This window comes from Caballeronia sp. GAFFF2, assembly GCF_023631485.1.
Lineage (GTDB): Bacteria > Pseudomonadota > Gammaproteobacteria > Burkholderiales > Burkholderiaceae > Caballeronia.
The window spans coordinates 327,706-341,038 of record NZ_JALQDA010000035.1 but is presented as its reverse complement, the minus strand read 5'-3'; the positions used below and the strand labels follow the sequence as shown (position 1 = coordinate 341,038).

Below are 13,333 nucleotides of genomic sequence, written 5' to 3'. Positions count from 1 at the left end.
CCCTAACGCCCTCCATTCCGATGCCGAGCCTTGCCCGCCGCCGTCTGCTTGCCGCGTGCGCCCTGAGCGCGAGCGGCCTGGTACGTGTTCGCGATGCGCGCGCCGCCGATGGCCGCGCTACCATCGCGCTCGTGATGAAGTCGGTGAACGATCCTTTCGTCGTGTCCATGATCGACGGCGCAAACAACTACCAGCGCCATTTCGCGTCGCAACTGGATCTGATCGCGCGCGGCACGCAGGGCGACAACGACGTCGCCGCGCAAATTCAAATCGTCGAGTCTTTGATCGATGCGAAGGTCCAGGCCATCGTGATCGCGCCGACGGACTCGAAAGCGCTGCTTCCCTCGGCCACGAAGGCGATACGCGCGGGCATCATCGTGATCGCCATCGACAACGCATTCGACGACGACGCCGACGACCCGGCGTTCACCATTCCCTTCGTTGGTCCGGACAGCCGCCGGGGCGCGCGGCTCGTCGGCAATTATCTCGGCTCGAAGCTGAAAGCAGGCGATGAAGTCGGCATCATCGGAGGACCGGCGAACGACCGCAACGCGCAGCAGCGCGCCATCGGCTTCAGGGATGCGATGAACGCGGCGAACGTGCGCGTCGCGGCCGCCGACGCGGGCGACTGGAGTCTCGCGAGCGGCAAGTCCATTGCGCTGCAGATGCTCTACACGCGCCCGACCTTGCGCGGCATGTTGTGCGCGAACGATACCCTCGCGATGGGCGCGATCGATGCCATTCGCATCGCCGGGAAAAAAGGCCGCGTGCTGGTCACGGGCTATAACAACATCGACGCCGTGCAACCGATGCTGGAAGACGGGCGCCTGCTTGCGACGGTCGAGCAGTTCGGTGCGCGTCAGGCGGTATTCGGCGTGGATGTCGCCGTGAAGGCGCTACTGGAGAAACGGCGACAGCGGGATTTGTCGCCGTACATGGAGACGCCGGTGCAGGTGGTGGCGAAGGGGATGAAGCGCCTGCCGAGGCTGGGCGCGTGATCGTAATGCCTGCTGTCGCTCGATGACCTGCGCGTCGCCAGATGGGCCATGCGCGCAGGCTGAAGTTCAGGCGATCCTCTAACGCTCAACCCGCCGCCCCGCCCAACAACCCACGCGCCGCCAGACTCCGATACAACGCGCGCACCCCAAACGTCCAGGGCTCGACTTCCGTCGAAAGCTGCACCGTGTTCACGAGTGCGCCCAGACTCGGCGTGGCAATCGTCACCACGTCGCCGAGATGATGCGTAAAGCCGCCGCCCGGCGTGTCGCGGTCCTTGATCGGCGAAAACATCGTCCCGAGGAACAGCATGAAGCCGTCCGGGTATTGGTGATGCGCGCCATGCGTCTGCTTGACGAGGTCGGCGGGATCGCGGCTGATCTCGCTCATATGGCTCACGCCTTCGAGCACGAAATCGTCGTCCGCGCCTTCGATGCGCAGCGACAAAGTCGTGCCGCGCACCGTGTCCAACGTGAAGCGCTCGTCGAACAGGCGCACGAACGGGCCGATCGCGCACGAAGCGTTATTGTCCTTCGCCTTGCCGAGCAACAACGCGCTACGGCCTTCGATATCGCGCAGATTCACGTCGTTGCCAAGCGTGGCGCCAACGATCTCTCCGCGCGCGTTCACCGCCAGCACGATCTCCGGCTCCGGGTTGTTCCATTGCGATGTCGGATAAAGCCCCACGTCCGCGCCAAAGCCCACCGACGACATCGGCTGCGACTTCGAAAACACTTCCGCGTCCGGCCCAATGCCCACTTCCATGTATTGCGACCACGCGCCGCGCCGCTCCAACTCCGCCTTCAACTTGGCCGCGCTCTCCGAACCGGGCTTGATCTTCGAAAGATCCGCGCCGATCAACTTGTTGATGGTCTCGCGAACTTCCTTCGCCTTCGTCGCATCGCCGCCCGCCTGTTCCTCGATCACGCGTTCCAGCAAGCTCACCGCAAAGGTGACGCCGCACGCCTTCACCGCCTGCACGTCGCAGGGCGCGAGCAGGCGTGGACTGTCGGTTGCGGCATCGAGCGTGGCTTGCAGCAAATCTTCCACGGTGCCGAGGCGTTCGCCTTCAGCCGTGCGCGCGATGTTCACGGCGTCGGGATTGTCGAAGAGATCGGCTGTGGTCGGCGCGGCGCGCGTGATGTCGAACACTTCGCCCCGGCGCACGGCAACGACCGCCGGGCCGTTCACCGGCGCGGGACGCCATACGCGGCCGATCAGCAAGGCATCGGCAAAGTCTTCGGGCAAATACGCGGAAAGGGAAACGGGCTGCATGAGTGGGATCACCGTGCACGGGAAAAGGGAAAACGATCGTAGCCCGCAGGTGCGTTAGTGTCCATTGGGTTGCATGTTTATCCAACCTGTTGGAATATGCGCGGTCTCAATCTCGCTTCCGGTCAGTATGAACCGCGACCATCGACATGGATAAAGCCTACGACGTGCCCGCGCTGCGCCGCGCGAGCGGCATTCTTCAGACGCTCGCCGACGCCGCCAAGCCCGTGCGCGCCGCCACGCTCGCCGAAACCACCGGGTTGTCGCGCAGCACGCTCTATTTGCTGCTGGAGACGCTTGCGCGCATGCAGTGGATCGAGAAGCGCGACGATGGCTACGTGGTCGGCGTCGGCCTGTTCGAGCTCGGCAACGCGTACGTGCGTCACGACAAGCTGCAGGCGGCGTTTCGCGAGGGCGCGGGCGCGTTCATCAACACGCATAACGAGGTCGTGCAGCTTGCCGTGCTGGATGGCGTGCAGGTCGTGTATGTCGCGCGCGAGGACGCGCATCGGCCGGTGCGGCTCGTATCGGATCTCGGTTCGCGGCTGCCCGCGCATTGCTGCGCGCTCGGCAAGGCGCTGCTGGCCGGTCTCACAGACGATGCCATCAGCGAACGCCTGCCCGAGCGTCTCGAAGCGGTAACGCCGCGCACCATCACGCGGCGCGCGGCGCTGTTGCGCGAGCTCGCGTCTATTCGCACGAGCGGTCTCGCGCTCGAACGCGAGGAAGTGACGGAAGGGCTTGCGTGTTTCGCGGCTTATGTCGGCATGACGCCGGCGGGCAAGCGCGTGGCGGTATCGACGAGCGTGCCCATCGGAAGACTCGATGCAAAGCGCGAAAAGCAGATTTCAATGGGCATCGTTCAGCTTGCGGCGTTGTTGCGCGGGGCGCTGTGAGCTTGTGTGAAGCGCGCTTCGATCGCCTGCATTTCGCCCGTATCGAACACGTGCCCCACGCCATGCGATGCAATCAGAACGTCGCATGCCGTATGCGTGCAGATCACGTCGCGCATGCGCGCTTCGCCAAATCTCCAGCCGGTTTCCGCTTCGCCGCCTAAAACGATCAGGTCCGCGCCGATCTCGCTTGCAACATCGACAATTGCCTCGCCGATGCTCACGCCATGCGGCGGCAGCGTGATGCTACGCGCGACGCCATCGATGCCCGCGCGCTCGATCATCCGGGCGCTATAGCGCGTGACAGCGCGCGCGTGATCGTCGATGACCGCGGCGGTCTCCGCGAAATTGCACTCGGCGGTGACGACGGCCCACCACGGCGTCTGATCGACCACATGCAGCGCGGTGAGGCGCGCGTTGCAGTCGCGGGCGCGCGAGATGGCAGTGGTCAGGGCGCTTTCGCTGAGGCTCGTGCTGACCGCGACGAGAATGTGCTTGTACATGATGGCCTCCGTTGCAGAGTTTCGATTCGATGAAACGCATGATCGGCGCACAGAGTTAGGAGCGAATGAGCGGCGTGGAAACTTCTACAACGCGCATTTAAAAGCTTCCGGCCGTCGCACTTACGCGGCAAGCGCAAATTCATGCCAACCCGCCCGCACGTTCGCGCCAAGCGGACAAATGCCATCGCGGAACACGATTTGCTTGCTGCCTGCCCTCGGATGATTCCGCACGGGCGCCCCGCACACGCGGCGTCGATTGCGCGTGGTCCATCCGCAGGTCCAGAACCCGAGGTTCCACCCGGCGCATCGTCCGGGTTTCAACCTGACAAGTGAGCGGCGATGCCAGATCAACACGACTCCGAAGCCCAAGACGACGACCGCGACGACGACCGCAAGCGCGACGACGAAGGCGAGAAAGAAAAAGACAGCAAGGAAAGCAAGGACGGTAAAGACGGTAAAGACGGTAAAGACGGTAAGGACGATAAGGGCGATAAGGGCGATAAGAAGGGGCCTGGCAAGAAACCCCTGATCATCCTTGGCGTCGTCGTGGTCGTGCTGGCTATCGGCGCCTTCGTCTGGTGGTTCATGACGCGCAACGAAATCAGCACCGACGACGCCTACACGGATGGCGACGCCGTGACCATCGCGCCGAAGGTATCGGGCTATGTCGTGACGATGAACATCGACGACAACCGCTTCGTGCATAAGGACGATCTGCTCATCAAGATCGATCCGCGCGACTATCAGGCGCAACTCGATCAAGCCAACGCGCAGCTCGGGCTTGCCCAGGCGCAGTTGCATGCGCAGGAAACGCAGCTCGAAGTGGCGCGTGTGCAGTATCCGGCGCAGCTCGCGCAGGCACAGGCGCAGGAGCAGAACGCGCGGGCGAATCTCGCGCAGGCGAGCGCGGCGTATCAGCGTCAGCAATCAGTCGATATCCGCGCGACGTCGCAGCAAAACATCGATACCGCGACCGCGCAGCAAAAGAGCGCTGCGGCGAACGTCGCGCAAGCGCGTGCGCAAGTGCGCACGGCGAGCCTCGTGCCGCAACAAATAGCCACCGTGATCGCGGCCGTCGAAGAGAAGCGTCAGCAAGTGCGTCAGGCACAGGCGCAAGTCGAAGCCGCGCAACTGAATCTCTCGTACACGGAATTGCGCGCGCCCGCCGACGGCTGGATCACGCGGCGCAACGTGCAATACGGCACCTTCCTGCAAGCTGGAACGTCGATTCTCACGCTCGTCACCACGCGCGTCTGGGTCACGGCGAACTTCAAGGAATCGCAACTCGACCGCATGCGTCCCGGCGACAAGGTGAAGCTCGAAGTCGATGCCTATCCGGGCCTCGATCTGCACGGCCACGTCGACAGCGTTCAACTCGGCAGCGGCTCGCGTTTCTCCGCGTTCCCGGCGGAGAACGCCACGGGCAACTTCGTGAAGATCGTGCAGCGCGTGCCCGTGAAAATCGTCATCGACGACGGCATGAAGCCGGGCACGTCGCTGCCGCTCGGTCTGTCGGTCGTGCCGACCGTGATGCTCACGCACTGAGAACCGAGCCATGAGTGATACCGCCGCGCACGATCACAGCAACTGGAAGCCGAAGTCGAACCCGTGGCTGATCGCCGTCGTGGTGACGCTCGCGGCATTCATGGAAGTGCTCGATACGACCATCGTCAACGTCGCGCTGCCGCACATCTCCGGCACCATGTCCGCGAGCTACGATGAAGCCACGTGGACGCTCACGTCCTATCTCGTCGCGAACGGCATCGTGCTGCCGCTGTCCGCCTACTTCTCGAAGATCCTCGGGCGCAAGCGCTACTTCCTGATCTGCATCGCGGCGTTTACCGTGTGTTCGTTTCTGTGCGGCATCGCGACGAATCTCGGGCAGCTCATCATCTTCCGCATTCTGCAGGGCTTTTTCGGCGGCGGTTTGCAGCCGAGCCAGCAGTCGATCATTCTCGATACCTTCCCGCCCGAACAGCGCGGCCGCGCGTTTTCGATCTCGGCGGTGGCGATCGTCGTGGCGCCCGTTCTCGGGCCGACGCTCGGCGGCTGGATCACCGACAACTTCACCTGGCGCTGGGTCTTTCTGCTCAACGTGCCGGTTGGCGTGCTGACGACCATCGCGGTCATGCAGTTCGTCGAAGATCCGCCGTGGGAAAAGAAGCAGAGCCACAAGGACGTGGGTATCGACGGCGTGGGCATTGGCCTGATCGCGCTCGGACTCGGCTGTCTGCAAGTGTTTCTCGATCGCGGCGAGGACGACGACTGGTTCCATTCGAACTTCATCATCACGTTCGCGGTGCTGGCGGCGGTCGGCATCGTCGGCGCGACATTCTGGCTGTTGTACGCGAAGCGACCCGTGGTCGACCTGCGCGTGCTCAAAGACCGCAACTTCGCGCTGGGGTCGGCGGCCATCGTCGGCTTCGCGTCGGTGCTGTACGGCAGCGCGGTGCTGATACCGCAACTCGCGCAGCAGCAGCTCGGTTACACGGCCACGCTTGCCGGTCTCGTGCTGTCGCCGGGCGCGTTGCTGATCGTGTTTTTGATACCAGTCGTCAGCAAGCTGATGAGCTACGTGCAGACGCGTTACCTGGTCGGCTTCGGCTTCTTTCTGATGGGCGTCGCGCTGCTCTACTCGCATCGACTGGTGCCGAACATCGACTATAGAACGTTGACGATGATGCGCAGCGCGCAGTCGGCCGCCATCGGTTTTCTGTTCGTGCCGGTGACGACGCTCGCCTATCTCTCGCTGCCGAAGTCGATGAACAACGACGCCTCCGCGCTCTTCACCATGTTTCGCAACGTGGCGGGTTCCATCGGCATCTCGCTTGCGACCGCGATGATCCGCGAGCGCACGCAGGCGAACATGGCGCATATGGTCGAGCATCTGACGCCGCTCAACCAGCCGTACAACGACGCGGTGCAGCGCATTGCGCGCACGCTGATGGACACGGGCCAGACCATGTCGCAGGCGATGACGGCCGCCACGGGTCAAATGTACAAGACGCTCGTTTCGCAAGCGACGATCCTCGCCTATCTCGATGTCTTCGCCGCATGCGCGATCTTTTCGTTCATGTTCATTCCGCTCACGTTTTTCTTCTCGCCGGTGAAAGCTGCTGGCGGTGCGGGAGGCCATTGAGATGAAGCCGCGTCTTTCCATTCTGATGCTCGCCTTGCTGACGAGCGCGTGTACTGTCGGACCCGATTACAAGGCGCCGAGCGCCGATGTCCCCGAGGTCTGGAGCGACACGCAGCGCTCGCAGAATCCGCAGAACGATCCGCGCGTGCCGCATGCGGATGCGCCATCGGTCGTGCAGACTGCCGCCGATCCCGATCCGCGCTGGTGGAAGCAGTTCAACGATCCGATGCTCGACTCGCTGATCGACCGCGCGGCGGCGGGCAACCTGAACTTGCAGCAAGCCGTGTTGCGGATAGCGCAGGCGCGCGAACAGAGCGTGTCAGCAGCGGCGCAGGGTTTGCCGCAGGTCAACGCGAGCGCCAGCGTGATGCGCGAGCAACTCGGGCTCAAGGGCATCCTCCAGTCGCAAGGCGTCTATAACCAGATCGATCAGCTTGGCGCGCAAGGCGCGACGCTGCGTCAGGGTCTCGATTCGGCCACCGGGCCGGCGACGATCTATCAAGATGGCTTCGATGCATCGTGGGAACTCGATCTCTTCGGGCGCGTGCGACGTTCGGTGGAATCCGCCAATGCGCAGGCCGAGGCAGAGATGGAAAGCCGCAACGACGCGCTCGTCTCGCTCGAATCGGAAGTGGCGCGCACATATGCGCAGTTGCGCGGCGCACAGTCCATCAAGCAAATCACGCTCGCCGAGATCGACGCGGAGCAGCAAATTCTCGATCTCACGCGCGAGCAGGCGCGCGTGGGCCTGACGAGCCAGCAGGACGTGCAAAGCGCGAGTGCGCAAGTCGGCACGCTGCAGGCGCAACTGCCGACGCTCGACGCGCAAATCGCACAGGCGCTGAATGGGCTCGCCGTGCTGATAGGCAGTCCGCCCGGTACGCTCGATGCCGAGTTGTCCGATGCGCGCGCCGTGCCGCCCGTTCCGCCGATGGTGCCGATCGGGCTTCCCTCGACGCTCGCGCGGCGTCGCCCCGACATCCGTCGCGCCGAAGCGCAGTTGCATGCCGCGACCGCGGAAGTGGGCGTGGCCGTCGCGCAGTTGTATCCGGATATCTCGCTGACGGGTCAGGTCGGCACGCGCGCGTTGAAGGCGAACTATCTTGCACGCTGGTCGAGTCTGTTCTGGTCGGTCGGGCCGAGTATCTCGCTGCCGATCTTCGAAGGCGGGGCGCTGCGCGCCAACATACGCATTTCGAAGGCCGAGGCCGCGCAAGCGGGGCTGGCTTATCGGCAGACCGTGCTCAATGCGTTGCAGGACGTGGATAACGCGCTGATTTCGTATCGCACGGAGCAGGACCGGCGTGCGGCGCTCGTGCGGACTGTCGATGCCAATCAGATCAGCCTGCAACTCGCGACCGATGCTTATCGCAAGGGCATCACCGCATTCGTTACGGTGCTCGACGCGGAGCGTCAGCTTGCGCAGACCCGTGAGCAGCTTGCGCAATCGACGGTGAATGTGACGACCGATCTCATCGCGGTCTATAAGTCACTGGGCGGCGGATGGCAGGACGACGATCCGAACGTGGCCCAGGCGCAGAAGGACGCACGTTCGTAACGCGCAAGGCTTAGCGTCGACGTTTCTTCCATGCGTAATCGGCGGGTGGATCGGCGACTCCGGCTTTGCCAACGGACTGCGGATTCTCGCTGCACAAAGTAACGAACGCGATGTCCTGGCCTTGCGCCTGTCGGCGGCGAAGTGCTTCGGCGTATTGCAGCGCATCCGCGAGCGCGGTGGGATCGAACCTTCGGTGTTCGGCCTGGGGCGTTGCCTCGTTCAATGTGCCGCTTAGCCAGTAGACGACGAACATCGTGTGAACCTCGGGTTGTGCGGCGACGTCATCGACGCGCCAATGTCGGGAGCGAAGGCGTCACGGCGGTGCAAAAAACGCTCGACGTGTCGCCTGACGGCGCGTGTCATTAGCATCGGGTATTCCCCGAGTGTAATCGCCGTGAGCCATATGCTGCCTGAGGACAGCCAATTGCTTAAAACAGGGAACGCGGGTTGCTTTCGTCCTTGCTTCCCTGAGGGCAACGACATGCAACGACTTGACCGTCTCACCGATGAAGCCGTGTGGCAGATGCCCGAACGCTCGGCCGACAGCGGCGAACCACGCGTGCTGATTGCCGACGACGACATGAACGCGACACGCGCCATTTGTCTCGCGCTCGAGGACGCCGATTTGACGGTGCGCGCCGCCCATACCGGGCTCGATGCCGTGACGGCCGTGCGCAAGTGGCGTCCTGGCGTGGTGCTGCTCGATCTGATGATGCCGCTCGGCGATGGCTGGGAAGTCGCCGAAGTCATCCGCGCTGCCGATCCCGCCATGCTGCTGATTGCGCACACGAGCCGCACGAGCCTGGAAGATCAAACGCGCGCGCGGCTGAAGGGCTTCAATGGATACTTCGTCAAGCCGACCGAACTCGACCGGCTGATCGCCGTGCTGCATGAGTATTATTCGATGCGCCAGGCATGAGCCTCTTCAATGCTCCAGAACCGTGTTGCGCAGAGCGTCCTGCCGCAGGCGCTTCGTTGCAATGCCCGAAGATTTGATCGGCCGTTCCACGGTCTCGGTCTGACGCGCCGGCAAGGTCCGCTGCAATCCCGCGCTATACCCTTTTCTGAAGGCACGGCGGTACGTCCTGCGATTCGCTTCATCGGATGAAAACTCGCCTGCGTGGTCGCCGAGCGCAGCGGTCAGCGCGAGTTGCTCGTGCGTGAGCGTGCGCAAAAGCACCATGAGCGACCGCTGTGTGGAACTGTCGGCGGCCGCGACGCTATCGGCGAGCGCAGCAATGGCCTGCGCGATATGGTTGCAGCGCTGTTCTATCGATTCCGAATGGCCGATGACGGGATGCCCGTCATTGTCGACCGTGACCTTTACTTCATCCATCGTTTGTTCCTTTACCTTGAAACTCGGGCTGAGCACGCCGATGCAGTGCGACGCGGCATGCCGTTCGAGCACGGCAAGGAAGCATTCCTCAAGGGTGATCGACTGCCGCGGGCGAGCGCGCGAGTGTGCCCGAGTTGCCCCTGCGCCGCAACCTGACGCTGTCGAGGCTCGCGGCGACTCACAGGTTCGCGCTCTTGCGCTGCAATCCATCGAGTTCGATGCTCAGTCTGTCGATGTCGCGCTGCACATGCTGCTTGAGCACGTCTTCCCAGTACTGACAATAGCCGGCCCAGAAGGGCATCTGGGTTTTGGCGCAGGCATCCGCCGGTAGCGGATGCGGTAACAGACGGCTCAGACGTCCGATTTCCTCGTGCTTCCAGCGAAGCAGCGTGCGTCTCGAACCGCGTTGCGGCGGACACAATTCGTCCATGCGCGCCACCGCGAACCACAGACCTTCGGCGGGACGCGAGGCCATCTTGGTGAGGATGGATGTGTTGGGACGCGGCCCATGGTCGTGACAGATTACGGCACCGATCTGCCCGAGGATATACATGGCTTGCTCGACTGGTTGTTCGGCCTGGTTCTGCATGGCGCCTCTGTCTTTTGTGCGGATGGGAATGATATTGCTGGCGCTCAAAAGTGCCTCTCAGCATGATTTTTCGATGAAGTACGCGGCTTCGTCGTTCTTTATATTGCTAACGTGTTGCTAGCAGGGATTACGATACCGTATCGAAATTTATGTGCAGCATGTGCCGACAAAATAATACAAAGTAACGGTGCGCTGAAAACGGACGCGAAAATGAAAAAAGCCCCTGCTGGCTTAGGGCAGGGGCTCGGGTACTGCTGACTTTCTCGTACTGCGTTTTGCTACGGGTGCTGCTTTGCTTCTGATACTGCTTCACTTTCTCGTACGGCGGATACTGCGGGTGCTTCAGATGCTACTGGTACTGCGTTGCTACAGTTACTGCTCACTTCTCGTACTGCTGCTGCTTTACTTCCGACACTACTCGACTACCGCGTACTGCGGATGCGACCGGTGCTTCAAAATGCTAGTACCGGTTTGCATCCGATGCCACCTCAACTGCTTCAACGATCCATCCTTCCATTTGCAACAGGACAACACTGCCTTATTAATGCCGAACTTCTTCGAAAGCCGGCATTGAAATGTGCGGGTAGTCCGTTGATTCGACCGGCGGCGGTTCAGCGATTTCCGCTTGTTGCTGACGACTGCGATGCTCGAGCGCCGCATTCATGCCCTTCTCGTAATAAACCTGCGCCGTGTGTTTTTCGAGCGCCTCGACGAGCGGCATTTGTTCTTCCGCAAGCGAGTGCATGAGATGCAGAAGATCGCGCTGCATGACGTCCGAAAACATTGCGAATTGCTCGTAGGCACCGGGCGCGGCAATCATCTCGACCAGCGATGCAAGCAAACGCACGCGGCTCTTGCAGTGCTCGCTGATAGGTGTCGAATGGGAAACAATCGTGTTGCCTTGCGCATCTACCGTGACTTGAGGGGCTTTCATCGCTGACCTTGTTTGCTTGGGATGAGTGTCATTAAACTCGATCGGGCTTAAGAATCTAATGAGACACATCCGAGTATCCGAATCGCTCGATGCAACGGAGCGAATTGTCGAAAGAGCGGGTGAAACATGCGCGATCCGGCTTCGACCAACGGACTGCTCATGATGTCGTCGTCGCTTCGACGCGTTCGACGCGTTCGACGAGGTTCGCGAATCCCTCGTACTAAATAAAATTAGCACATGGAAAACGGGACGGTAAGAAGCTGGCTGTCGACTTTCGAGGCGACTAGCAACAAAGCCAAGCACACGCACGGCTGGCTGAAACGTGTTACACATGGAAGACAAAACGCGTTTCAAATGCCTGCACCGAGGCATGTCTATTGCACGTTTGCGAACTTAGACCTTACTCAGCGAGCACGACTCTGCCATGCGACGACTCGCCACCCTTTGGCGCCTAGGCCGTGCATTCATACGGGAAAGTCACCATAGCGAGGATGGTGCCTCGATGCAGCGTGTCGCCCGCTTCTTCGCGCTACATGGAGCGCGTGCCGCGCCGCTCGCGTCGAGCTTGCCCGTGCTGCGCCAGTTGCCGCGCGTCCTGAACGCGACGTCCGGCGCGCTCGCACGTCATCCCGCGCTGGCGGAAACGGCGGTGCGCGTTGCGCTGACTGAAATGGACGGGCTTTTCACGCCGTACGATGCCACGCAGTTCCGCGATGTGTCCGCCGCCGCTCTGCGCGCGCAAGGTGTTGCGCTGACGCAGGTGAGCGCCGCGCCGCTGCGCTCGGGCATCGCGGAGCAGACGCATGCGGCGCGCATCGGCGAAATGGCGGTGCGCGTAACGCTCCTGCGTCCGGATGCACGCCAGGAACTCGCGGATGATCTCGATCTCGCGCTCGCCGCCGCGCGTTTCGCGGAACGCCGTTCGGCCAAGGCGCGCGACATGCATCCGTCCGAATGGGTGCGTCGCGTCACCGAAACCGTCGACGCAATGATCGACCTACGCCAGCGCGCCGCCGACCAGAGCTTTTTGCGCTACCGGTTGCGTGACGATAACCGGCTCGCCGTGCCGGAAGTGCTCTGGGACTTTTGCAACGACGCCGTTCTGACCACGCGTTCCATCGCGACCATTTCTCTTTCGGACGCGCAAGCGCTCGCGCGTCACGGACTGGATCAGGCCGATCTCATTGCGACCCTCATCGAAGCGTTCTTCGAAATGGCGCTCGGCGCGGGCCTCTATCACGCCGGACTCGATGCCGCCGGCGCACGGGTGAGCATCGACACCGACACATTCGGCCAGATCGTCCTCGAAGCCGACAATCCGACGATGTTTTTCGCCGCGCACGAACGCGAGTTCATCGTCGGCGTGTCGGATGCGCTATTGCAAGGCGATCACAAGGCGGCTGCGCGCGTGCATCTGGAGCACGGACGGCCGGACACGCACTCCATCCATCACGAAGTACGTGTCGAGGCCACGTATCGGCGCGAGGCGGAACGTTTCTCCACGAAGCACACGCGGCATGGTATGGGCGTGGCACATCTATTCGATGCCATCGGCAAGGCGCCCGTCGAGCACATGTACAGCGCGGCGCACGGGCGCATCGCTTCGCGGGCGATGCTGCTGTCGCGCACGATGGAAGCGGTCGAGCACATGGCGCATGACGTTGCGCCCGACATCGACGTGTGGAAGATCGCGCGCAAGGTCATCGCTCGGCTGGCGCGCGATCAGTTCGGCTGCCATAGTCTCGCGACGCGGCTCGCGCACGAAGCCACTCATTGGCCGCATATGCTGCCGCGTTTGCCCCGGCTTATCGCGCAGCGGGCGGGTGCGGAGCAGCGGTGAGCGAAGCAATTCGCGTGGCGATGCGCGGGCCACGCTGACTGTCATGCGCAGGCTCGCGCGCATCGGCACGGTGTCGCTTTTCATCGAAACGGTCGGAGTGATTCGATCTACAGGCGTTCCGAGTATGCATGGCAAACATGACATCGAACGGTAAGACGTCTGCGATCGTTAACAAAATAAGCGAAGCTAATTTCATAAGTGATCCTAGGTAACGAGAATTTTATCGGGAACTGTGTCCTAGAATGACACGGGTCGCTTACACCCCGGTAAAGC

Annotated in this window: 13 protein-coding genes; 7 read left to right on the top strand and 6 right to left on the bottom strand. The window is 62.3% G+C overall.

The genetic code is table 11. From position 1 onward, the window contains the following. Window positions 1-20 precede the first annotated feature (20 nt). A complete protein-coding gene (locus tag NCT04_RS27685) occupies window positions 21-998 on the top strand; it encodes a substrate-binding domain-containing protein (protein ID WP_250468883.1) in 978 nt (325 codons plus the stop codon). 85 nt (window positions 999-1,083) lie between these two features. Here the strand turns inward: NCT04_RS27685 and NCT04_RS27680 are convergent, their stop codons facing one another. Beyond that, entirely contained in the window at window positions 1,084-2,271 is a 1,188-nt protein-coding gene (locus tag NCT04_RS27680; protein ID WP_250468881.1) for a fumarylacetoacetate hydrolase family protein, read from the bottom strand. A 146-nt stretch (window positions 2,272-2,417) separates the two neighbouring features. Here NCT04_RS27680 and NCT04_RS27675 point away from each other — a divergent pair, with 146 nt between their 5' ends. Next, window positions 2,418-3,164: an IclR family transcriptional regulator gene (locus NCT04_RS27675; protein ID WP_250468879.1), complete on the top strand. Its 747-nt coding sequence runs from the start codon at window positions 2,418-2,420 to the stop codon at window positions 3,162-3,164. On the opposite strand, the gene NCT04_RS27670 is transcribed toward NCT04_RS27675, so the two are convergent. Continuing rightward, window positions 3,131-3,664, bottom strand: a complete 534-nt coding sequence (locus tag NCT04_RS27670; RefSeq protein ID WP_250468877.1) for a universal stress protein — start codon at window positions 3,662-3,664, stop codon at window positions 3,131-3,133. The genes NCT04_RS27675 and NCT04_RS27670 overlap by 34 nt on opposite strands. 339 nt (window positions 3,665-4,003) lie before the next feature. Here NCT04_RS27670 and NCT04_RS27665 point away from each other — a divergent pair, with 339 nt between their 5' ends. Genes NCT04_RS27665 through NCT04_RS27655 form a run of 3 tightly spaced genes read left to right on the top strand, consistent with a single transcriptional unit; the run spans window position 4,004 to window position 8,361 of the window. Beyond that, the gene (locus NCT04_RS27665; protein WP_250468875.1) at window positions 4,004-5,209 is read left to right on the top strand and encodes an HlyD family secretion protein; all 1,206 of its coding nucleotides are present in this window, start codon (window positions 4,004-4,006) and stop codon (window positions 5,207-5,209) included. 10 nt (window positions 5,210-5,219) lie between these two features. After that, entirely contained in the window at window positions 5,220-6,803 is a 1,584-nt protein-coding gene (locus tag NCT04_RS27660; protein WP_244829902.1) for a DHA2 family efflux MFS transporter permease subunit, read from the top strand. Beyond that, a complete protein-coding gene (locus NCT04_RS27655; protein WP_250468873.1) occupies window positions 6,787-8,361 on the top strand; it encodes an efflux transporter outer membrane subunit in 1,575 nt (524 codons plus the stop codon). Before NCT04_RS27660 ends, NCT04_RS27655 begins: the two co-directional genes overlap by 17 nt. Before the next feature lie 10 nt (window positions 8,362-8,371). Here the strand turns inward: NCT04_RS27655 and NCT04_RS27650 are convergent, their stop codons facing one another. Further along, window positions 8,372-8,614 carry a hypothetical protein gene (locus tag NCT04_RS27650; protein ID WP_250468871.1) on the bottom strand — a complete coding sequence of 81 codons (243 nt, stop codon included), beginning with the start codon at window positions 8,612-8,614 and terminating at the stop codon, window positions 8,372-8,374. A 228-nt stretch (window positions 8,615-8,842) separates the two neighbouring features. Between NCT04_RS27650 and NCT04_RS27645 the strand changes: the two genes are divergently transcribed. Next, window positions 8,843-9,280, top strand: coding sequence for a response regulator (locus tag NCT04_RS27645; RefSeq protein WP_244829905.1), 438 nt, complete (start codon window positions 8,843-8,845; stop codon window positions 9,278-9,280). 6 nt (window positions 9,281-9,286) lie between these two features. Here NCT04_RS27645 and NCT04_RS27640 read toward each other — a convergent pair whose 3' ends face one another. The 3 genes from NCT04_RS27640 to NCT04_RS27630 all read right to left on the bottom strand — a co-directional run bounded on the left by NCT04_RS27640 (window position 9,287) and on the right by NCT04_RS27630 (window position 11,220). Then, entirely contained in the window at window positions 9,287-9,697 is a 411-nt protein-coding gene (locus NCT04_RS27640) for a hypothetical protein (RefSeq protein WP_250468862.1), read from the bottom strand. 178 nt (window positions 9,698-9,875) lie between these two features. Further along, window positions 9,876-10,286: a hypothetical protein gene (locus tag NCT04_RS27635; RefSeq protein ID WP_250468861.1), complete on the bottom strand. Its 411-nt coding sequence runs from the start codon at window positions 10,284-10,286 to the stop codon at window positions 9,876-9,878. A gap of 541 nt (window positions 10,287-10,827) precedes the next feature. Beyond that, on the bottom strand, window positions 10,828-11,220 hold the full coding sequence (locus NCT04_RS27630; protein WP_250468858.1) for a hypothetical protein: 393 nt from the start codon (window positions 11,218-11,220) through the stop codon (window positions 10,828-10,830). Between the two features lie 502 nt (window positions 11,221-11,722). Between NCT04_RS27630 and NCT04_RS27625 the strand changes: the two genes are divergently transcribed. Next, window positions 11,723-13,060 (top strand): AarF/UbiB family protein, encoded by a 1,338-nt coding sequence (locus NCT04_RS27625; protein WP_250468856.1) that lies wholly within the window; start codon window positions 11,723-11,725, stop codon window positions 13,058-13,060. Window positions 13,061-13,333 lie beyond the last annotated feature (273 nt).

Bases quoted from the DNA above. Each gene is read 5' to 3' on its own strand.
- NCT04_RS27685 (WP_250468883.1), top strand. From the start codon at position 21: ATGCCGAGCCTTGCCCGCCGCCGTCTGCTTGCCGCGTGCGCCCTGAGC.
- NCT04_RS27680 (WP_250468881.1), bottom strand. From the start codon at position 2,271: ATGCAGCCCGTTTCCCTTTCCGCGTATTTGCCCGAAGACTTTGCCGAT.
- NCT04_RS27675 (WP_250468879.1), top strand. From the start codon at position 2,418: ATGGATAAAGCCTACGACGTGCCCGCGCTGCGCCGCGCGAGCGGCATT.
- NCT04_RS27670 (WP_250468877.1), bottom strand. From the start codon at position 3,664: ATGTACAAGCACATTCTCGTCGCGGTCAGCACGAGCCTCAGCGAAAGC.
- NCT04_RS27665 (WP_250468875.1), top strand. From the start codon at position 4,004: ATGCCAGATCAACACGACTCCGAAGCCCAAGACGACGACCGCGACGAC.
- NCT04_RS27660 (WP_244829902.1), top strand. From the start codon at position 5,220: ATGAGTGATACCGCCGCGCACGATCACAGCAACTGGAAGCCGAAGTCG.
- NCT04_RS27650 (WP_250468871.1), bottom strand. From the start codon at position 8,614: ATGTTCGTCGTCTACTGGCTAAGCGGCACATTGAACGAGGCAACGCCC.
- NCT04_RS27645 (WP_244829905.1), top strand. From the start codon at position 8,843: ATGCAACGACTTGACCGTCTCACCGATGAAGCCGTGTGGCAGATGCCC.
- NCT04_RS27640 (WP_250468862.1), bottom strand. From the start codon at position 9,697: ATGGATGAAGTAAAGGTCACGGTCGACAATGACGGGCATCCCGTCATC.
- NCT04_RS27635 (WP_250468861.1), bottom strand. From the start codon at position 10,286: ATGCAGAACCAGGCCGAACAACCAGTCGAGCAAGCCATGTATATCCTC.
- NCT04_RS27630 (WP_250468858.1), bottom strand. From the start codon at position 11,220: ATGAAAGCCCCTCAAGTCACGGTAGATGCGCAAGGCAACACGATTGTT.
- NCT04_RS27625 (WP_250468856.1), top strand. From the start codon at position 11,723: ATGCAGCGTGTCGCCCGCTTCTTCGCGCTACATGGAGCGCGTGCCGCG.